Annotated in this window: 22 protein-coding genes and 2 pseudogenes; 20 read left to right on the plus strand and 4 right to left on the minus strand. The window is 70.1% G+C overall.

Annotated features, from left to right (window positions below; translation table 11 throughout):
* Positions 1–49: 49 nt before the first annotated feature.
* Positions 50–1441, plus strand: coding sequence for a malic enzyme-like NAD(P)-binding protein (locus ACYVF7_RS11125; protein WP_460338557.1), 1392 nt, complete (start codon positions 50–52; stop codon positions 1439–1441).
* Between the two features lie 104 nt (positions 1442–1545).
* Here the strand turns inward: ACYVF7_RS11125 and ACYVF7_RS11130 are convergent, their stop codons facing one another.
* The gene (locus ACYVF7_RS11130) at positions 1546–2205 is read right to left on the minus strand and encodes a hypothetical protein (RefSeq protein WP_460338559.1); all 660 of its coding nucleotides are present in this window, start codon (positions 2203–2205) and stop codon (positions 1546–1548) included.
* A 126-nt stretch (positions 2206–2331) separates the two neighbouring features.
* Between ACYVF7_RS11130 and ACYVF7_RS11135 the strand changes: the two genes are divergently transcribed.
* The 6 genes from ACYVF7_RS11135 (at position 2332) to ACYVF7_RS11160 (ending at position 6885) form a co-directional block, all read left to right on the plus strand.
* The gene (locus ACYVF7_RS11135) at positions 2332–2907 is read left to right on the plus strand and encodes a YqgE/AlgH family protein (protein WP_460338561.1); all 576 of its coding nucleotides are present in this window, start codon (positions 2332–2334) and stop codon (positions 2905–2907) included.
* Positions 2908–2911: 4 nt separating this feature from the next.
* Positions 2912–3157, plus strand: coding sequence for a DUF3039 domain-containing protein (locus ACYVF7_RS11140; protein WP_460338563.1), 246 nt, complete (start codon positions 2912–2914; stop codon positions 3155–3157).
* A 130-nt stretch (positions 3158–3287) separates the two neighbouring features.
* A complete protein-coding gene (locus ACYVF7_RS11145; protein WP_460338565.1) occupies positions 3288–4241 on the plus strand; it encodes a zinc metalloprotease in 954 nt (317 codons plus the stop codon).
* Between the two features lie 99 nt (positions 4242–4340).
* Positions 4341–6113, plus strand: coding sequence for a DEAD/DEAH box helicase (locus ACYVF7_RS11150; protein WP_460338567.1), 1773 nt, complete (start codon positions 4341–4343; stop codon positions 6111–6113).
* Between the two features lie 96 nt (positions 6114–6209).
* Complete coding sequence (locus ACYVF7_RS11155; protein ID WP_460338569.1) at positions 6210–6449, plus strand: AbrB/MazE/SpoVT family DNA-binding domain-containing protein; 240 nt, start codon at positions 6210–6212, stop codon at positions 6447–6449.
* On the plus strand, positions 6439–6885 hold the full coding sequence (locus ACYVF7_RS11160; RefSeq protein ID WP_460338571.1) for a type II toxin-antitoxin system VapC family toxin: 447 nt from the start codon (positions 6439–6441) through the stop codon (positions 6883–6885). Before ACYVF7_RS11155 ends, ACYVF7_RS11160 begins: the two co-directional genes overlap by 11 nt.
* Before the next feature lie 7 nt (positions 6886–6892).
* Here the strand turns inward: ACYVF7_RS11160 and ACYVF7_RS11165 are convergent, their stop codons facing one another.
* Together ACYVF7_RS11165 and ACYVF7_RS11170 are read right to left on the minus strand one after the other, a co-directional pair.
* Positions 6893–7414, minus strand: a complete 522-nt coding sequence (locus ACYVF7_RS11165) for a gluconokinase (RefSeq protein WP_460338573.1) — start codon at positions 7412–7414, stop codon at positions 6893–6895.
* Positions 7415–7578: 164 nt separating this feature from the next.
* Complete coding sequence (locus ACYVF7_RS11170; RefSeq protein ID WP_460338574.1) at positions 7579–8154, minus strand: nicotinamidase; 576 nt, start codon at positions 8152–8154, stop codon at positions 7579–7581.
* Positions 8155–8345: 191 nt separating this feature from the next.
* Here ACYVF7_RS11170 and ACYVF7_RS11175 point away from each other — a divergent pair, with 191 nt between their 5' ends.
* The 4 genes from ACYVF7_RS11175 to ACYVF7_RS11190 all read left to right on the plus strand — a co-directional run bounded on the left by ACYVF7_RS11175 (position 8346) and on the right by ACYVF7_RS11190 (position 11268).
* Complete coding sequence (locus tag ACYVF7_RS11175; RefSeq protein WP_460338576.1) at positions 8346–8903, plus strand: RNA polymerase sigma factor; 558 nt, start codon at positions 8346–8348, stop codon at positions 8901–8903.
* Positions 8896–9828 (plus strand): CU044_5270 family protein, encoded by a 933-nt coding sequence (locus ACYVF7_RS11180; protein ID WP_460338578.1) that lies wholly within the window; start codon positions 8896–8898, stop codon positions 9826–9828. The genes ACYVF7_RS11175 and ACYVF7_RS11180 overlap by 8 nt, the downstream gene beginning before the upstream one ends.
* 290 nt (positions 9829–10118) lie before the next feature.
* Positions 10119–10577 (plus strand): hypothetical protein, encoded by a 459-nt coding sequence (locus tag ACYVF7_RS11185; protein WP_460338580.1) that lies wholly within the window; start codon positions 10119–10121, stop codon positions 10575–10577.
* Between the two features lie 40 nt (positions 10578–10617).
* Positions 10618–11268, plus strand: a complete 651-nt coding sequence (locus ACYVF7_RS11190; RefSeq protein WP_460338582.1) for a class I SAM-dependent methyltransferase — start codon at positions 10618–10620, stop codon at positions 11266–11268.
* Positions 11269–11353: 85 nt separating this feature from the next.
* Here ACYVF7_RS11190 and ACYVF7_RS11195 read toward each other — a convergent pair whose 3' ends face one another.
* Positions 11354–12685, minus strand: coding sequence for a nicotinate phosphoribosyltransferase (locus ACYVF7_RS11195; protein ID WP_460338584.1), 1332 nt, complete (start codon positions 12683–12685; stop codon positions 11354–11356).
* Between the two features lie 32 nt (positions 12686–12717).
* On the opposite strand from ACYVF7_RS11195, the gene clpS reads away from it, so the two are divergent.
* The 9 genes and pseudogenes from clpS (at position 12718) to ACYVF7_RS11240 (ending at position 18374) form a co-directional block, all read left to right on the plus strand.
* The gene (clpS, locus tag ACYVF7_RS11200) at positions 12718–13008 is read left to right on the plus strand and encodes an ATP-dependent Clp protease adapter ClpS (RefSeq protein ID WP_252845094.1); all 291 of its coding nucleotides are present in this window, start codon (positions 12718–12720) and stop codon (positions 13006–13008) included.
* A 1-nt stretch (position 13009) separates the two neighbouring features.
* Entirely contained in the window at positions 13010–13546 is a 537-nt protein-coding gene (locus tag ACYVF7_RS11205; RefSeq protein WP_460338586.1) for a DUF2017 domain-containing protein, read from the plus strand.
* Positions 13547–13871: 325 nt separating this feature from the next.
* A pseudogene (locus tag ACYVF7_RS11210) lies at positions 13872–14600 on the plus strand (anti-sigma factor RsbA family regulatory protein); the annotation flags it as partial.
* A gap of 241 nt (positions 14601–14841) precedes the next feature.
* Entirely contained in the window at positions 14842–15273 is a 432-nt protein-coding gene (locus ACYVF7_RS11215) for a M67 family metallopeptidase (RefSeq protein ID WP_360894822.1), read from the plus strand.
* A gap of 194 nt (positions 15274–15467) precedes the next feature.
* The gene (locus ACYVF7_RS11220) at positions 15468–15740 is read left to right on the plus strand and encodes a MoaD/ThiS family protein (protein WP_460338589.1); all 273 of its coding nucleotides are present in this window, start codon (positions 15468–15470) and stop codon (positions 15738–15740) included.
* Between the two features lies 1 nt (position 15741).
* On the plus strand, positions 15742–16689 hold the full coding sequence (locus ACYVF7_RS11225; RefSeq protein ID WP_460338591.1) for a PLP-dependent cysteine synthase family protein: 948 nt from the start codon (positions 15742–15744) through the stop codon (positions 16687–16689).
* A gap of 86 nt (positions 16690–16775) precedes the next feature.
* Positions 16776–17159 carry a hypothetical protein gene (locus tag ACYVF7_RS11230; protein ID WP_460338593.1) on the plus strand — a complete coding sequence of 128 codons (384 nt, stop codon included), beginning with the start codon at positions 16776–16778 and terminating at the stop codon, positions 17157–17159.
* A pseudogene (locus ACYVF7_RS11235) lies at positions 17156–17347 on the plus strand (nucleotidyl transferase AbiEii/AbiGii toxin family protein); the annotation flags it as partial. The gene ACYVF7_RS11230 and the pseudogene ACYVF7_RS11235, both read left to right, overlap by 4 nt.
* A gap of 244 nt (positions 17348–17591) precedes the next feature.
* Positions 17592–18374: a thioesterase family protein gene (locus ACYVF7_RS11240; RefSeq protein WP_460338595.1), complete on the plus strand. Its 783-nt coding sequence runs from the start codon at positions 17592–17594 to the stop codon at positions 18372–18374.
* The last annotated feature ends 90 nt before the right edge of the window (positions 18375–18464 follow it).

Genomic DNA, 18464 nt, shown 5'->3' on the forward strand with positions numbered 1-18464 from the left:
GATGACACCATTGGCGTGCGGAGTCTCGCCTCACGAAGGAGCAGTTGACGTGGCCACCGTGCCGAGCGTGTCATATTCGATCACCGTCCGACTCGAGGTCCCCGCGGGGGGCAAGGCCGTGAGCCAGCTCACCGGAGCGGTGGAGGGCGCCGGCGGCATCGTCACGGCGCTCGACCTGACCCCGGCCGGTCACGACCGGCTCCGCATCGACGTCACCTGCGCCACCCGCGACACCGAGCACGCCCAGGAGATCGTCGACGCCCTCGAGCAGCTCGACGGAGTCACGATCCACAAGGTGAGCGACCGCACCTTCCTGATGCACCTCGGCGGGAAGATCGAGATGCAGTCGAAGGTGCCGCTGCGCAACCGTGACGAGCTGTCGATGGCCTACACCCCCGGCGTCGCGCGGGTGTCGCTGGCCATCGCCCGCAACCCGGAGGACGTCCGGCGGCTGACCGTCAAGCGCAACAGCGTCGCGGTGATCACCGACGGGTCCGCGGTGCTCGGCCTCGGCAACATCGGGCCGGAGGCGGCACTGCCGGTCATGGAGGGCAAGGCGGCGCTGTTCAAGCGGTTCGCCGGCATCGACGCGTGGCCGATCTGCCTCGACACGCAGGACACGGACGAGATCGTCCGTACAGTCCAGATCCTCGCGCCGGCGTTCGGCGGCATCAACCTCGAGGACATCTCCGCGCCCCGCTGCTTCGAGGTCGAGCGCCGGCTCCGCGACCTGCTGGACATCCCCGTCTTCCACGACGACCAGCACGGCACCGCGATCGTCGTGCTGTCCGCGCTGACCAACGCCCTGCGCGTCGTCGGCAAGGACCTCGCCGACGTGCGCATCGCCATGGCCGGGGCCGGCGCCGCCGGCACCGCCGTCCTCAAGCTGCTCCTGCACGCCGGCGCCAAGCACGTCGTCGTCTGCGACATGCACGGCGCGGTGCACTCCGGCCGCGACGACCTCGACGACTCCCTGCGCTGGATCGCCGAGAACACCAACCCCGAGGGCTACGACGGTGACCTGCGCGGAGCGGTCCGCGGCGCCGACGTCTTCGTCGGCGTGTCCGCCCCCGGCATCCTCACCGGCGACGACATCGCCACGATGAACGACGGCGCCGTGGTCTTCGCGCTGGCCAACCCCGACCCGGAGGTCGACCCGGCCGCGGCCCGCGAGCACGCCGCCGTGGTCGCCACCGGCCGCAGCGACTACCCCAACCAGATCAACAACGTGCTCGCCTTCCCCGGCGTCTTCCGCGGGCTGCTGGACGCCCAGAGCCGTACGGTCACGCTGGAGATGCTGCACGCGGCCGCGCAGGCGCTCGCCGACGTGGTCACCGACGGGGAGCTCGGCCCGAACTACATCGTGCCGAGCGTCTTCCACCCGGACGTCGCCCACGCCGTCGCCGCCGCCGTCCAGAAGGCCGCCACCGCGACCAAGTGAGGCATCCCCCGCCGCCGAGCAGGTGTCGGCGGCGGGGCGACGCGTTGAACGGCGCTCGTTCCGTGAGCGCCGTACGCAGGCGCCGATGCGCCCGCGTACGGGGGTCAGTGGGTGTCGTCGAACATCTTGTCGCGGCGGCGCGGCCACTGGCGGCCGTACCAGAAGATGATGATGCCGGTGAGCATGGCGGCGATGCCGGTCGCGACCCGGGCGACGATCATCCCGCTGTCGGCGCCGGTGTGGGGCAGAGTCTGGTCCGAGGTCTTGTGGACGCAGTTCGCGTGCCGGTCGACACTGTCGACCGGCAGGTTGCGCCAGGTCACGGCGACGGTCGTCGTGTGGTCCTCTTTGACGTTGACGCTCGACCTGCGGGTCGCCCCCGCCGGGATGCGATCCGCCACCGAGATCGATCCGTCGGTCAGGATGGCGTAGTCCTGGGCCTGCGCGCTGCCGTTGACGACCGACACCAGGACCGTACGGCCGGGGCACCGGACCTTGCTGATCTGCACCTTGAGCGGCGCCGACGCGCTGACGGTCGGCATCGGCTCGGTGGTCGAGTGCCGGGTGGAGGTGTGCGAGGGGGAGGCCTTGTGCGTCGGCCGGGAGCTCTTGGTCGGACGCGGCGTCGTGCTGGCGGAGACGCTGGGCGAGGGGGTGCCACCGGCGAGCGTTCGCGATGACGACGAGTTCGCGACCATCGGGAAGACGATCAGCGCCCCGACGATGAAGAACGCGGCCGCTATCGCGACCCTGGACCACGGCATCGCATCCTCCGGGGGGGTGATGATCTACGCCGGTATTCTGCCGATTACCCACGCTCCTCGCGCGCGTAACCGACCGACCCGACCGTCCTGTGTTCCCTCCGCCCTCGAGCAAAGCATGATGAAGACATGGACGACGGCATTTCCACCGGCAGGCTGCTCGTAGCGACGCCGCAGTTGGTCGACCCGAACTTCCGGCGCAGCGTGGTGCTGATCGTGGAGCACGAGGAGGAGGGCGGCACGCTCGGTGTCGTGCTCAACCGGCCGACCGAGGTGCCGGTCGATCAGATACTGCCGCCCTGGTCGGAGCTGGTCACCGGGCCTTCGGTGGTGTTCCAGGGCGGGCCGGTGGCGCTCGACAGCGCGCTCGCCCTGGCGCATGTTCCGGGCACCGACGAGCCGCTCGGCTGGCGGGCGCTGAACGGCAGCCCGGCGGTGGCCAGAGTCGGCCTCGTCGACCTGGACATCCCGCCGGAGATCCTCGCGCCGGAGGTCATCCGGTTCCGGGTCTTCGCCGGATACGCCGGCTGGGGGACCGGCCAGCTTCGGTCAGAGATCGAGGAGGGCGCCTGGTACGTCCTTCCGGCGGAGTCCGGAGACGTCTTCGCCGAGGACCCGGACGGGCTGTGGCCCGCCGTTCTGCGCCGTCAAGGCGGCGAACTCGCCTTCGTGGCGACGTTTCCCGAGGATCCGTCACTAAACTGAGCACGTGAGTACGAAGATCCTTCCTGAGAGCGACACCAGGCCTGATCTCTCCCACGGCGATGGTGATCACGAGCGGTTCGCGCACTACGTGCAGAAGGAGAAGATCATGGAGAGTGCCGTCAGCGGCACTCCCGTGATCGCGCTCTGCGGCAAGGTCTGGGTGCCCAACCGCGATCCGAAGAAATATCCGGTGTGTCCGGAGTGCAAGGAGATCTACGAGTCGATGGCCGCCGGCGACGGCGAAGAGTGATCGTCAAATCGGCGTGAAGGACCCGCGCGTCGGGCGTCGCCTGACGGCCTGAAGGCTAGCCTCTCCGTCTCGGGGGGATCATGATGAGACGGAGAGGTCTGAGCGGGCTCTTCGGCGTCGTCCTGGCGTCGTGCGCCGCCATACCCGGGAGCCCCGGCGGCCGGCGTACGGGACGGCGTCCTCGTGCGCCCGCCGTACGACGACGGCCCGGCCGGAGCGGCCCACGGACGGCGACACGCTGACCCCGGACCAGATCGGGGCGATGCTGCACGACTTCGCCGCCCGGCTCCACGCGCGGTACGGCACCACCGACGAGCGCGCGCTGGCGGCCGCTCACCGGATTCCGCCGCGGATCGTGGTCCCACTGTGGTTTCACGTGCTCACCGACGGCCAGAACGGCCGGCTGTCACGCGCCGCCGTGGAGCAGCAGGTGGCCGTCCTCAACGCGGCCTACGGCGGTCGGCCGGCGGGTGCGGCGCGGTCCACCGCCAGGAGGGTTCAGGCCGCCGACACGGGGGTGTCCTTCCGGCTCGACGGAGCGGACGAGACGACCAACGTCCAGTGGTTCCAGCGGCCGCACGACTACCGGATACCGATCGAGGCGGCGCTCGCGCGGGGCGGGCCCGGCACGCTGAACCTCTACACCGCCGCGGTCGGCTTCGACATGCTCGGGTTCTCGACGTTCCCGCAGTGGGCTCGGGGCCGCCCGGGCCTCGGCGGCGTCGTGGTCGACTACCGGAGCCTGCCCGGCGGGTCGTTCCCGCACTTCAACCGCGGGCTCACCGCGGTACATGAGATCGGTCACTGGCTCGGGCTGTTCCACACGTTCGAGAACGGCTGCCAGCCGCCGGGCGACGGCGTCGACGACACGCCGTACGAGGCGCTGCCCACCATCGGCTGCCCGGCGTCCAAGGACACCTGCCCGGCCCCCGGCGCCGACCCGATCCACAACATCATGGACTACGGCTTCGACAGCTGTATGTGGGAGTTCACACCCGGCCAGGGCCGGCGGATCCGCGCGATGCTGGCCGTGTACCGGATCGGCGTCCCCGCCTCGGCGGCCCGCCAGGCGACATACCGGTGACAGCGCGGTGCGACAGGGGTAACGAGGGTTCCAAGGGTCTCGGACATCACTCGACGCGGGGCCCGTCCTGTCAGTCGGGCGCGGTAGCCTCTTTTCACCGTGAGCACGTTCGCCGCATCAGACACCCCACCCGCGCTGCCCGACCGGGCACCGTGGGGCACCGCGACAGCGCTGCGTGCCTGGCAACAGGGGGCCCTGGAGGAATACTTCCGCACCGGACCGCGCGACTTTCTGGCGGTCGCGACGCCCGGAGCCGGTAAGACGACGTTCGCCCTGCGCCTCGCCGTCGAGCTTCTGCACCGCAAGGCCATCGCCCGCATCACCGTCGTCTGCCCGACCGAGCACCTGAAACGGCAGTGGGCCGACTCGGCCGCCCGCGTCGGCATCAAGATCGACCCGGAGTTCAAGAACTCCCAGGGCCGTACGGCCAAGGACTTCCAGGGCGTCGCCGTGACGTACGCCCAGGTCGCCGCGCACCCCGCGCTGCACCGCAACCGCACCGAGACGCAGAAGACCCTCGTCATCCTCGACGAGGTCCACCACGCGGGCGACGGCCGCTCCTGGGGCGACGCCATCCGCGAGGCGTTCGAGCCGGCCGCCCGGCGGCTGTCGCTCAGCGGCACGCCGTTCCGCACCGACATCAACCCGATCCCCTTCGTGCTGTACGAGGAGGGCCCGGACGGCGTCCGCCGCAGCCGCGCCGACTACACCTACGGATACGGCCCCGCGCTCGCCGACGGGGTCGTCCGCCCGGTGATCTTCCTGGCGTACGCCGGCGACATGCGCTGGCGCACGCGCGCCGGGGACGAGATCACCGCCAGCCTGAGCGACCCGCTCACCCAGGACCAGACCGCCCAGGCGTGGCGCGCCGCGCTCGACCCGAAGGGCGACTGGATCAAACAGGTGATCGCCGCCGCCGACCGGCGGCTCACCGAGGTGCGCCGGGGGGTCCCCGACGCCGGCGGCCTGATCATCGCGTCGGACCACGAGGCCGCGCGGGCGTACGCCAAGATGATCCGCGAGATCACCAACACCAAGGCGACCGTCGTCCTGTCCGACGACCCGACGGCGAGCAAGAAGATCAAGCAGTTCGCCGGCTCGGAGGACCGCTGGATGGTCGCGGTGCGGATGGTGTCCGAGGGCGTCGACATCCCGCGCCTCTGCGTCGGCGTCTACGCCACCTCGACCTCGACACCACTGTTCTTCGCGCAGGCGATCGGCCGTTTCGTCCGAAACCGTAAGCGCGGCGAGACGGCGTCGGTGTTCCTGCCGTCCGTGCCCACGCTGATGGGGCACGCGGCCGAGATGGAGACCGAGCGCGACCACGTCCTCGACCGGCCGGTCCGCGAGGACGGCCTCGACGACGACCTGATCGCCGAGGCCAACCGGCAGCGCGACAACCCCGACGTCGGCGAGGAGCTGCCGTTCGAGACGGTCGAGGCGTCGGCGACGTTCGACCGGGTGGTGTTCGACGGCGGCGAGTTCGGCATGACCGCCGCACCCGGATCGCCCGAGGAGGAGGACTTCCTCGGCATCCCCGGCCTGCTGGACCCGGACCAGGTCGCCAAGCTGCTGAAGCAGCGGCAGGCCGAGCAGCTCGCCGCCCAGCGGAAGACCAAGGGCACGGGCGAGGGCGTGACGCCCGAGGATCACACCGCCGCCGAGGACCTCCACGCGCTCCGCAAGGAGCTCAACAACCTCGTCGGCGCCTGGCACCACCGCACCGGCCAGCCGCACGGAGTGATCCACGCTGAGCTCCGCAAGGTCTGCGGCGGCCCGCCCAGCGCACAGGCCAGCAGCGAGGACGTCCGCAACCGCATCGCCAAGATCCGGGAGTGGGCCGCCCGCCCAACGCCCCGCGTCCGCGACTGACCTGCCCGGCCGATTCCCTCAGCGCCTTCCGCTGGACGGACGGTGGGCACGTGCTGCAGTATTACGTAGTAGTTGTAATACGTAGTAGGGGGAGCTGTGAAGCTGAACAGCAAGGGGCAGGTCACCATCCCCGCGCCGCTGCGGGAGAAGTACGACCTCCATGAGGGCGACGAGGTCGCGGTGATCGAGGACCACGGAAGCCTGCGGATCGTCCGCGCAGAAGGGGCTGAGACGCGAGCACAGCGGATGGTCCGCCGGTTGCGCGGTAGCGCCACTGCCCGGGAGGTCGACGGTATGACGACCGATCAGCTGATGGAGCTGCTGCGTGGAGAGTGAGCGCGGCGGGCTGGTCGGCTGGTCGCGGCCACGTCCGGTCACCCTCGTCGACTCCTGCGTCCTTCTCGATTTGGCGCTGGAGGATCCGACATGGTCCGAATGGTCGGCGCATGCGCTCGTCGCGGCGGCCGACGAAGGACCGTTGGCGATCAACCCGATCATCTACGCCGAGGTGTCGCTCGGATATTCCGCCGTCGAGGACGTCGACACGTTCCTTCCCGCGGAGGACTACTTCCGAGAGCCCCTTCCGTATCAGGCGGGCTTCCTTGCCGGGAAGGCCTTTGTGAGGTACCGCCGGGCCGGTGGTGCGAAGCAGTCGCCGTTGCCGGACTTCTACATCGGTGCCCATGCCGCGGTTGCCGGCTACCGACTGCTCACTCGGGACAAAGCACGCTACGCCACCCACTTTCCGAAGGTTCCGCTCATCACTCCATGACGCGGTTTCACCTTTCTCCCGAACCGGCGCCCGCCGTGAGGTCGAGCCGTTCGTGGATCTCTTCGACGATCTTCTCGATCGGCTGGTCGATCGAGACGGTCAGCGAGTCCTCGTCCGCCTGGGGTGGTTCGAGGTCGGCGAACTGGCTGTCCAGCAGCTGCTTGGGGAAGAAGTGCCCGTGCCGCGCGGCGAGGCGCGCGGAGATCAGCTCCTTGCTGCCGTCCAGGTAGACGAGGTGGAGGTCCGGGCGGCCCTCACGCAGCAGTTCGCGATACCTGCGCTTCAGCGCCGAGCAGGTCACCACGGCGGGGTCCGTCTGCTCCTGCATCCACGCGGCGATGGCCCGCAGCCACGGCCAGCGGTCCTCGTCCGTCAAGGGGATGCCGTTGTGCATCTTCTCGACGTTCGCGGGCGGGTGGAAGTCGTCGGCCTCGGCGTACTTCCAGCCGAGCCGGCCGGCCAGCATGGCGCCGATCGTCGTCTTCCCGCTGCCGGAGACGCCCATGACGAGGACTATCGGGTTCTGCATACCCCGCAACGTACCGACAGATCAGGAAACGTGCGCGTACGGGCCCCGAGGAGCGGCCACCGGACGATCACCCTGAGAAGCGGTCACGGGACGATCGCCCTGGGGAGCGGCCTCGGGGCGATCGCTCTGGGGAGCGGCCTCGGGGCGATCGCTCTGGGGAGCGGTCACCGGACGATCGGCTGTCCGGACAGCTGGACGCCCGCGGCGCTCATCTCCTCCAGCGCCCGCTCCGTGGTCTGCTCCGCCACCCCGGCCGTCATGCCGAGCAGCACCCGGGTGGTGAACCCGGACCGTACGGCGTCGACGGCGGTGGCGCGCACACAGTGGTCGGTGGCGATGCCGACGATGTCCACCGTGTCGACCTCGTGCTTGCGCAGCCACTCGGCCAGCGGTGTGCCGTCGTCGGAGGCGCCCTCGAACCCGCTGTAGGCGGCCTCGCGTTCGCCCTTGCTGAACACCGTCTCGATCGGCGCCAGTTCGAGGTTCGGGTGGAAGTCGGCCCCCGGAGTCCCGATCACGCAGTGCGCCGGCCAGGTGCTCACGAAATCCGGCTCGTCGGAGAAGTGGTCACCCGGCTCGAGATGGAAGTCCCGGGTCGCCACGACATGGTCGTACGCCCGGCGGTTGTCCTGTATGTACGTGGAGATCGCCGTGGCCACGGCCGCCCCACCGTTCACGGGCAGTGACCCGCCCTCGCAGAAGTCGTTCTGCACATCAATGATGATCAACGCCGTGCTCACGACAGCCTCCCCGCCAGATCTCCAACGACAGGAAGTTACCCCGCCAGGGCCGGAAACATCAGCGGGCGACCTTCGAGATTTCGAACAGGACTCGTGTGCGAAAGGCGTGGAAGACGATCTCGGCGTCCGGCGAAGCATGGGTGACAGTCGATCCCCCCACCCGGGAGGCACCGTATGACGGAGGCAGGGACATGACCGCCGACGTGGGCGAGCAAGAGACCGACGCCGAACTCGCCGACGGGTTCCGCCGAGATCCGGACGTGTTCACCGCCGTCCACGACCGGTTCTTCCGCGACATCTACCGGTACGCGGCCGGGCGGCTGGACGCGCAGACGGCGGAGGACATCGCCGCGGAGACGTTCTGCGTGGCATTCCGTGATCGTCATCGGTTCGACCCGCGGCGCGGCGCGCTGCGGCCCTGGCTGTTCGGCATCGCCACCAACCTCGTGGCCCGGCACCGGCGTAAGGAGGCCCGGCACTTCAAGGCCCTCTCCCGTACGGGGGCCGAGCCGGCCGCCGACAGCCACGAGAACCGCGTCGTCGCGTCGGTGACCGCCGCCCGCATGCAGCCGCAACTGGTCAGGGCACTGACCCGGCTGTCGCCGGGCGAGCGCGACGTCGTCCTGCTCGTCGCCCTGAGCCAGCTCAGCTACGACGAGGTCGCGCAGGCGCTCGGGATCTCCAGCGGCACGGTCGGCTCCCGGCTGAACCGCGCCCGCAAGAAGCTCAAGGAGGCAATCAATGGATGAACTGACGATGCTCGCGACGGCGCTCGGCAGCCCGGAGCCGTCCCAGGAGGCCGCAGACCGCAGCCGGCACCGGCTGCAGAACACGATGCGCGGCGGCCCGGTCCGCAAGCGCAGGATCGGCTGGCTGGCCGGCGGCCTCGGCCTGACCGCGGCCACGGCGGCGACCGCGATCCTCGTGAGTACGACCGGAACGACGCACACCGCGCACCCGAACAGCCCGCCGTCGACGGCCGCGCAGTCCACGCTGTCCGCCCGGCAGATCCTCCTCGCCGCCGCCACCACCGCGGAGAAGGCGCCGGCGACCTCCGGCACGTACTGGTACACCAAGATGGAGGAGAGGGACAGCGCGAACGCCGAGCCGAGGATCGCGGAGCGGTGGACCCGCCGCGACGGCCAGGTGTGGCGCCGGGACGGCAAGACCGAGGGCGAAGTCTTTCATCAGGGCGTCCTGCCGGGATGGCCGAAGGATCGGCCGTTCGAACTGGGCACCGACTTCGTGAGCTTCCAGCAGATCCAGAAGCTGCCGACCGAAGCGGATCGACTGAAGGCGTGGCTGGCCGACTCGGCCGCGCACAGCAGCATCAGGACCAGCAGGGGCCGCCTCACCGCGGACGATCAGCGGCAAGCCGTCTTCGAGTCGCTGTTCACGCTGATCAGCACGCTGCCGACCCCGCCCAAGGTCCGTGCCGCAGCCTTCCGAGCGTTCGCCGGGTACCCGAACGTGAAGGTCGTCGGCAAGGTCGCCGACGGCGAGGCCTTGCAGTTCTCCGTATTGCCCGGAGACCGGCTCCGGATGGTCGTCGACACGAAGACCTCCCAGGTGCGCGAGACGAACTTCCTCGCCGAAGGCCTGGGAGGGCAGTTCTACACCGACGGCGGCGGAGTGAAGATCGCCACCACCTGGACCAACGACCTGCCCAAGTAACGCAACCATGTAACCGGCCCTCTCGTTGAGCGTGGGAAGTCCACCGGGGTCGCCCGCGGCGAGCTGGACTCCCGCGCTCGACGGGACGGGGCACCGAACACTTTTCCGGCGTGCGGCGAAGTGCGGGTGACAGTCGACCGTCACCGCTTCGACCCCGCAGCGCATGCCGATCCCCCAGCGCGACCGGCGCCGCGCTTTCCGCCGTCGGATCCCCCTCTTCGCCGTCGCGGGTTCCGCCCTGCCCTGAACAGGCGTGCCGGCCCCATCCGGCCGAAAGGAGACCGCCCTCCATGACGCTCCCATCCCTTTTTCCGCCCCGGGCATCGGCCCCCCAGGGTCTGCAGCGGCGGGAGAAGCGCTGGCCGGCGCTCGTACTGATCGGGGCCGGACTGGCACTGCTCCCGTGGCTGTTCGTGCTCGCGTTCGGGCTCCCGGCAACCACGGTCGCCACGCACTGGTCGACGGCCTGGGCGGGGTTCGACGGCCTGGAGGCGCTCGGCCTGATCGCCACAGGCGTGCTTCTCAGACGACGTGACCCTCGCGGCTGCCTGGCGGCGGCCGCGACCGCGCCGCTGCCGGTCGTGGACGCCTGGTTCGACGTGGTCACGGCCACACCGGGCGGCGACCGAGCCACGTCCGTGGCGATGGCGGTGTTCCCTGAGCTGCCCCTGGCGATCACCTGCACCGTCCTGGCCATCAGGACGTTCCCGCGCCGGGATCGCGCGCCGATCCTTCCCCGGAGCATCTGACGCTCCGGCTTCCCCTCACCCACGACTCATCGGAGGAGACATGACCGTACTGACCGCTCGCCGTACCCGCTGGGGACTGGCCGCCGCCGGCGGCGCCGCGGCGGCAGCGTGGTGGTTCGGCGACCGGGCGCCCTATCCGTACGCGCAGCGGGGCCTGCTCGACATTCCGCTGCCGTACCTGACCTGCGCCGGTCTCGATGAGGTGCTCCGCCCCCGCCCCGGCGAACGGATCCTCGAGATCGGTCCCGGCACCGGGCTGCAGTCGCTGCACGTGGCACCGCAGCTCGGCCCGGCGGGCCGGCTCGACGTCGTCGACATCCAGCCGGAGATGCTCGACCACGTGACCCGCCGCGCCGAGGAGCGCGGCATCACGAACATCACCGCGACGGAGTCCGACGCCCGGACCCTGCCGTTCGCCGAGGAGACCTTCGACGGCGTCTACCTCGTCACCGCGCTGGGCGAGATCCCCGAGCCGGAGCGGGTCCTTCAGGAGGCCGCGCGAGTGCTGGCACCGACGGGACGGCTGGTGGTGGGGGAGTTCTTCGACCGCCACTGGATTTCGTTCGGCCGACTCCACCGCCTCGCCGACGCGTCAGGCCTCCACCTGGAGAAACGGCGCGGCCCGACCATGGCGTACCTGGCCCGCTTCCAGCCCTGCCGCCGGCCGCACCCGGTCCCCGTCCCGGCCTGACGCGAGGGCCGCGTCCTGATGGGCCGGGCCTCCTGCGGTGTGCCGCCGGCAGGATCTCGTTCCTCCTGGCGGCACGGCGTGAACGTCAGGAGCCGTTGACGAAAGTCGTCGGGATGGCGACCTCGCCGCGGGAGAGCTGGAACGCGGACGGCGGGAGCTCCGCCAGCGCGCGTTCGTGATGGTCCCGGGCCTCACTCAGGGGCTCGCGGGCGACGATCTCGCCGTCGACGACGAGGGGCGTCAGCAGCGGCCGGTCGTACGGGCCGGGGGTCGGCTCGCTCGTCGAGACGACCTCGGCGATGGCTCTGCCGTTCTCGTCGCGGTGGCGGACGGCCCACTTGCGCCCGCCCTTGCTGGGCTTGCCGACCGAGGACTTGGCGACCGGGCGCAGCGGCCCGTCGTCCGTCTGGGCGCGGGCCACCAGCTTGTAGACGAGCGACGCGGTCGGCGCGCCGGAGCCGGTGACCAGCGAGGTGCCGACGCCGTACCCGTTGACAGGGGAGGCGGCGAGGGCGGCGATCGAGTACTCGTCGAGGTCGCCCGTGACGATGATCCGGGTCTTGGGCGCGCCGAGGTCGTCGAGCTGCTCGCGGACCTCGCGGGCCATCTCCTTCAGGTCGCCGCTGTCGATGCGGACGGCCCCGAGCTCCGGCCCGGCGAGCTCGACGGCGACCGCGACCGCTCGTGGCACGTCGTAGGTGTCGACGAGCAGGGTCGTTCCGGAGCCGAGCGCGTCGAGTTGCGCCTGGAAGGCGTGGCGTTCGCTGTCGTGCAGCAGAGTGAAGGCGTGCGCGCTCGTGCCCGCGGTGGGTACGCCGTAGGTGCGCCCTGCTTCGAGATTCGATGTGGATCGAAAGCCGGCGAGGTAGGCTGCGCGAGCGGCGGCCACGCCGGCCATCTCGTGCGTGCGCCGGGATCCCATTTCGATGATCGGGCGGTCGGCGGCGGCGCGTACCATTCGGGAGGCAGCGGAGGCGATCGCACAGTCATGGTTGAGGATCGACAGCGAGAGCGTCTCGAGGATCACCGCTTCGGCGAAGCTGCCCTCGACGACGAGGATCGGCGAGCCGGGGAAGTAGCAGTCGCCCTCCGCGTAACCCCAGATGTTCCCGGAGAACCGGTACGACTCCAGCCACGCGGCGGTCGGCTCGTCGACGATGTTCTGGGAGGTGAGGTACTCCAGCTCGGGTCCGCCGAACCGGTACGACTCCAGTGCCTCGAGCAGCCGTCCCGTGCCGGCGACGACGCCGTAGCGGCGGCCGGGCGGCAACTGCCGGGCGAAGACCTCGAAGATCGCTCGGCGGTCCGCGGTGCCGGCGGTCAGGGCACCCTGGAGCATGGTGAGTTCGTAGCGATCGGTCAACAGCGCCGTCGAATGATCCACGAGGGGCAGATTACGGTGTGGTGTGTAGACCATGTGCGGGCAGCACCCCGGAAGGAGGCATTGAAGTGACAACGGCTCCCGTCGAGCTCGATCGGCCGGACGCCGCCGAAGATGTACGTCCGGACCGTCCGTGGGTGTCGATCGTCTGGAACGACCCCATCAACCTCATGTCGTACGTGACGTACGTGTTCCAGGCTGTCTTCGGCTATTCGAAGAAGAAGGCCGAGAAGTTGATGCTCGATGTGCATCACAAGGGCCGTGCCGTCGTCTCGAGCGGTACGCGGGAAGAGATGGAGCGGGACTGCGAGATCCTGCACTCTTACGGCTTGTGGGCCACGGTCCGGCAGGATGTCTGAGATGAACACCTGGTTCACCGGAGTCCACGGCGGTGGCGTGCGGCTGAGGATGACGCGGGAGGAGGCCTCCGTCGTCCACGCGCTGGTCGCCCAGCTGCTCGATCTGCTCGGCGGGCCCTCACCCGGTATGCGGGACGACGGCCTGCCCAACCTCAGCTTCTCGGAGAACACCACCGTCTCCGACGATCCGGTGCTTGCCCGGCTGTTCCCCGACGCCTATCAGGATGATCAGGCGGCGTCGGCGGAGTTCCGGCGCTACACCGAGGGGACCCTGCGCGACGACAAGCGGGCGGCCGCCGAGCTGGTGCTCAAGACCCTCGGCGAGGGCGGGGACATCCTCCTGGAGGCCGAACAGGCCCAGGTGTGGCTGCGGTCGCTCAACGATCTGCGCCTCGCCCTGGGCACCCGCCTGGAGATCACCGAAGAGTCGCTCGAGCGGAACCGCTCGCTGGACTGGAACGATCCGCGCTCCGCGCCCTTCGCCGCCTACGACTGGCTCACCTATCTCCAAGAGGACCTTGTACGAGCCCTTTGGTAACCATCGTCCGTGGATGATGGTTAATTGGCCGGTTATCGCTCTTTCGTCGCCGAGTGCCTTGGTATTTTGGCGTCGCCGCCGGACACCGCGCTGGGAGGAACAGGTGTGACCGCCACCGACTCCGTCGATGTGCTCGTCCACCGAGCCCTGCTCTACGGCCATGAGGACGAGTTCCTCGCCGTGACGATCCCCTTCCTGCGTGAGAGCCTGTCCCAGGGCGGCCGCCCGGTCGTGATCAGCGAGCGCGCCCGGCTCTTACGCCGCAGGCTCGGCCGCCAGGCCGCCCGGATGGAGTTCATCGACGCGTCCTGCTGGTTCGGCGTGCCCAGCCCGTACCTTGACGGCCTACCTCGCGCACGCGCGCGAGCACTGGTGGCCGCGCGGCACCCTGTACCTCGTCGCGGAGCCCGTCTGGCGGGCCCGCACCCGGCCGGAGATCCGGGAGTGGGGCCGGCTGGAGTCGCTGCTCAACGTCGCGTTCGCCGACACCCCGACCCGTCTCCTGTGCGCGTACGACGTGCGCTCGCTGCCGCCCGAGGCCGCCGAGGACGTGAGCCGGACCCACCCCGAGCTCGTCGGCGCCACCGGGAGCCGGCACAGCACGTCATTCACCGACCCGGCGGTCTTCTACGCCGAACGCAACCGGACCCCGCTCTCCCCGCCCGCCGAGCCGGTGATGAGCCGGGGGTTCTCGGGGGAGGACCTGACCGGGCTGCGGGCCTTCGTCGCGGCGGCGGCCGACCGCCACCGGCTGCCCCGCGAGCGTTCCCTCGCCCTGGTGCAGTCGGTCAACGAGATCGCCGCCTACGTCGTGCGCAACGGCGGAGGATCCGGGTCGGTGTGGATCTGGTTCGCGGACGGCACGCTGATCTGCGATGTCGTGGGCGCCGGCGCGCCCCTCGACGACCGGTTCCTCGGCTACTTCCCGCCCACGCCGTACCGGCCCGCGGGCGCCGGCATGTGGGCGGTCCGGCAACTGTGCGACCTGGTCGAGATCCGGTCCGGAGCCGACGGCTCGGTCGTCCGACTGCACATGGGCCGCGATCCCCGCTGACCGGCTGCACATGGGCCGCGATCCCCGCTGACCGGCTGCACATGGGCCGCGATCCCCGCTGACCCGTTCGCGCGTGGGACGTGATCCCCGCTGACCCGTTCGCGCGTGGGACGTGATCCCCGCTGACCCGTTCGCGCGTGGGACGTGATCCCCGCTGACCCGTTCGCGCGTGGAACACGATCCCCGCTGACCCGTTCGCCCGCCCGCTTGGGGCGACGGCGGCCGTCGATACGCTGTGCGCATGCTCACCATCGAACGGGCCATCGTCGACCAGATCGTCGCCCACGCGCGCGCCGACCACCCCGACGAGGCGTGCGGCGTCGTCGCCGGAGCCGTCGGCTCCGATCGGCCGTCCCGGTTCATTCCGATGGCGAACGCCGAGCGTTCCCCGACCTTCTACCGATTCGACTCGATGGAGCAGTTCAAGGTGTGGCGGGAAATGGACGACCGCGACGAGGAGCCGGTCGTGATCTACCACTCCCACACCGCCACGGAGGCCTACCCCTCCCGTACGGACCTCTCCTACGCCTCGGAGCCGAACGCGCACTACGTGCTGGTGTCCACCCGCCACGACGACGAGACGGAGTTCCGCTCCTACCGGATCGTCGACGGCAAGGTGGACGAGGAGGAGGTCCGCGTCGTCGAGTCGTACGAAACGGACTCGGTAGACTGAGCCCCGTGACGACGATGACGGAGCGCCCGAACTCGGCCCGCCTCGTCACGCCCGTGCAGAACTTCCTCTTCGGCCACTCCCGCGCCGAAGTCGTCTACGACTGTCGCCAGGGCTGACTCCCCCAGCCCGGAATCCCCGCGCATCCGGCCGCGTTGAGCCATGCCGGGACCGTACGACGAAGGAGCACACTCGCGATGGCGATCGAAGTTCGTATTCCGACGATCCTGCGTAACTTCACCGATGGGGCGAAGGCGGTCGAAGGTGGCGGTGCCACCCTCGACGAGCTGTTCGCCGACCTGGAGTCCCGGCACCCCGGCCTGCGCGGCCGGCTGGTCGACGAGAAGGGCCTGCGGCGCTTCGTCAACGTCTACCTGAACGACGAGGACGTCCGCTTCCTGGGCGGCCTGGAGACCAAGGTCTCCGATGGCGACACCGTGACGGTGCTGCCCGCCGTCGCCGGCGGCTGACGTGCGCTTCGACTCTCTGCTCGACTCCCTCGGCCGTACGCCGCTGGTCGGGTTGCCCCGGCTGTCACCCTCGCCCGAGGTGCGGCTGTGGGCCAAGCTCGAGGACCGCAACCCGACCGGCTCGGTCAAGGACCGCCCCGCCTTCTGGATGATCGCCAAGGCGGAGAAGGAGGGGCTGCTCGCCCCGGGCCGGACCATCCTGGAGCCCACCTCCGGGAACACCGGCATCTCCCTGGCGATGGTGGCCAAGCTGCGCGGCTACGACATCGTCTGCGTGATGCCGGAGAACACCTCCGCCGAGCGACGGCAGCTGCTGGAGATGTGGGGCGCGCGCATCATCTTCTCCCCGGCGGCCGGCGGCTCCAACGAGGCCGTTCGCGTCGCCAAGGGGCTGGCGGAGGAGCATCCCGACTGGGTGATGCTCTACCAGTACGGCAACGAGGCCAACGCCCGCGCCCACTACGAGACGACCGGGCCGGAGCTGCTGGACGACCTGCCGTCGATCACCCACTTCGTCGCCGGGCTGGGCACCACCGGCACGCTGATGGGCGTGGGCCGCTACCTGCGGGAGCAGGTCCCCGGCGTGGCGATCGTGGCCGCCGAGCCCCGGTACGGCGAGCTGGTGTACGGCCTGCGCAACATCGACGAGGGCTTCGTGCCCGAGCTGTACGACGAGTCGGTGCTGACGACGCGCTACTCCGTGACGTCGGCGGACGCCCTTCGGCGCACGCGTGAGCTGCTCGCGCAGGAGGGCATCTTCGCCGGCATCTCCACCGGTTGCGCACTGCACGCCGCGCTCGGCATGGCGAACAAGGCCGTCAAGGCGGGCGAACGCGCCGACATCGCGTTCATCGTCGCCGACGGCGGCTGGAAGTACCTCTCGACCGGCGCGTACGGCGGCACCCTCGAGGAGGCCGAGGAGCGCCTCGAAGGCCAGCTCTGGGCCTGACCGCACGAATCACGGGCGCTTACCGAACTCGAAAGCACTTTCGGTAAGCGCCTGTGTGCGTTCCGTGTCCTTGACATACTGGGCCTATGCCCGAGGCATTGCCGAGCTGGACGGCGCACCTGCCGCGCTCGATCCCCCAGTCCCTGTCCGACCTGCACGGGCCACGCGAGGGCGTCGTCGACCTCCCCCTGGACCTGTGCTGGTCGGGACGCACGCGGTACGACGTGGGACGGTTCCCTCTGCGGGTCGCCCTCTACGAGCTGGTGATCGTCCAGGGCCTTCAAAAGCACTATCCGGAGTTCCTGAACGGCGACTACCTGATCGAGGCGTGGCCGCTCCTGCATCGGAGACTGGGCGACGGCTACGTCGAGGCGTGGGAAGGCCGTTTCCCCGAGCTAGCCAGGGCGGGCGCGTCCCCTGAGGCGTTCGAGGACGCCTTCGAGCTGTGGAAGCGGTCGCCGTGGGGATGAACCTGCCGCCTTTCCACCGGCGGCTCATCGAGGCCGGGCTTGACCTCTGTGAGGAATACGGCTTATTCCTCGCCGGGGGCTATGCGATGAAGGCCCACGGTCTGGTGGACCGGCCGAGTAAGGACATCGACTTCGCAACAGCGAACCCTCTTCCGGTCGAGGAGTTGACGGAGCGGGTTGTCGCCGGCTACCGCGCGAAGGGATTCGATGTCGTCGCCACGCCGGGCAACTATCGATTCGCCCGGGGTGAAGCGGTTCGCGGCGGAGTGGGCGCAGGACATCAACCTGCGGCTGCTGGAGGAGGAAGAGGTCGACCTCAACCTCTGACGCCGTGTGGCGCTCGTCCCATACGGGCTTATTGTCGCGGTTGTTGGCCACCGGGCCGGTAGGGTATTGAACCGAACGCGATTCTACTCGGCGATGAGGTGGGGAATGGGCGGCTTCGCTGCGGCCACGGCCGTGCGGAAGGTGGCGGACGGGCGCTACGCGGTCGACCTCGACGGGGACTACGGCTTCGAGCACGCGCTCAACGGCGGCTATCTCATGGCGGTGCTGGCCCGCGCGGCGATCGGCGAGTCCGCGCACCCGCACCCCGTCGCCACCAGCGCGAGCTTCCTTCGCACCGTGGCGGCCGGGCCCGCCGAGGTCCGGGTCGAGCCTCGCAAGACCGGGCGCACGGCCACCGTGGCCCGCGTCATCCTCGCCCAGGAGGGCCAGGACCGGGTCGAGGCGCTCATCACCACCGGCACCCTCGACGGCGACGCGGAGCCCGACTACTCGGTCGGCCAGGAGAAGATCCCCCCGGTCGAGGAGTGCCTGGCGCCCGAGGCCGACAACCCCTTCACCCGGCGGATCGACCTGCGCTACGACCCCGCCACCATGGGCTGGCTCGACGGGCGGCCCAGCGGTGTGCCCGAGATGCGCGCCCACTTGCGGCTGCGCGAGCCGTACGACCCCGACGGCGTCCTCCTCGCGCTCGCCGTCGACGCGCTGCCGCCCGTGGTGCTCAACACCAGCGCGTCCGGCTGGGCGCCGACCGTCGAGCTGACCTGGCACATGCGCGCCGTTCCCGCGCCGGGCTGGCTGGCCGTCCACGGCCGGGGCCGTCTCGTCAGCGACGGATGGTTCGACGAAGAGGTCGAGGTCTGGGACTCCACCGGACGACTCGTCGCGCAGAGCCGCCAGATCGCCCGCGTGGGCCGCGGCCGCTCTTAAAGGGGCGGGGTCGCTCTTAAAGCACTGGAAATCACAGTGTGATGTGCGGCGCATCGGGCTGCCGACGGTTCGGAGGTCTCTTAGCCTGTT

This window comes from Actinoallomurus acanthiterrae (genome assembly GCF_054775715.1).

Bases quoted from the DNA above. Each gene is read 5' to 3' on its own strand.
- ACYVF7_RS11130 (WP_460338559.1), bottom strand. From the start codon at position 2,205: ATGCCGTGGTCCAGGGTCGCGATAGCGGCCGCGTTCTTCATCGTCGGG.
- ACYVF7_RS11135 (WP_460338561.1), top strand. From the start codon at position 2,332: ATGGACGACGGCATTTCCACCGGCAGGCTGCTCGTAGCGACGCCGCAG.
- ACYVF7_RS11165 (WP_460338573.1), bottom strand. From the start codon at position 7,414: ATGCAGAACCCGATAGTCCTCGTCATGGGCGTCTCCGGCAGCGGGAAG.
- ACYVF7_RS11175 (WP_460338576.1), top strand. From the start codon at position 8,346: ATGACCGCCGACGTGGGCGAGCAAGAGACCGACGCCGAACTCGCCGAC.
- ACYVF7_RS11180 (WP_460338578.1), top strand. From the start codon at position 8,896: ATGGATGAACTGACGATGCTCGCGACGGCGCTCGGCAGCCCGGAGCCG.
- ACYVF7_RS11185 (WP_460338580.1), top strand. From the start codon at position 10,119: ATGACGCTCCCATCCCTTTTTCCGCCCCGGGCATCGGCCCCCCAGGGT.
- ACYVF7_RS11190 (WP_460338582.1), top strand. From the start codon at position 10,618: ATGACCGTACTGACCGCTCGCCGTACCCGCTGGGGACTGGCCGCCGCC.
- ACYVF7_RS11195 (WP_460338584.1), bottom strand. From the start codon at position 12,685: ATGGTCTACACACCACACCGTAATCTGCCCCTCGTGGATCATTCGACG.
- ACYVF7_RS11205 (WP_460338586.1), top strand. From the start codon at position 13,010: ATGAACACCTGGTTCACCGGAGTCCACGGCGGTGGCGTGCGGCTGAGG.
- ACYVF7_RS11215 (WP_360894822.1), top strand. From the start codon at position 14,842: ATGCTCACCATCGAACGGGCCATCGTCGACCAGATCGTCGCCCACGCG.
- ACYVF7_RS11220 (WP_460338589.1), top strand. From the start codon at position 15,468: ATGGCGATCGAAGTTCGTATTCCGACGATCCTGCGTAACTTCACCGAT.
- ACYVF7_RS11230 (WP_460338593.1), top strand. From the start codon at position 16,776: ATGCCCGAGGCATTGCCGAGCTGGACGGCGCACCTGCCGCGCTCGATC.
- ACYVF7_RS11240 (WP_460338595.1), top strand. From the start codon at position 17,592: ATGGGCGGCTTCGCTGCGGCCACGGCCGTGCGGAAGGTGGCGGACGGG.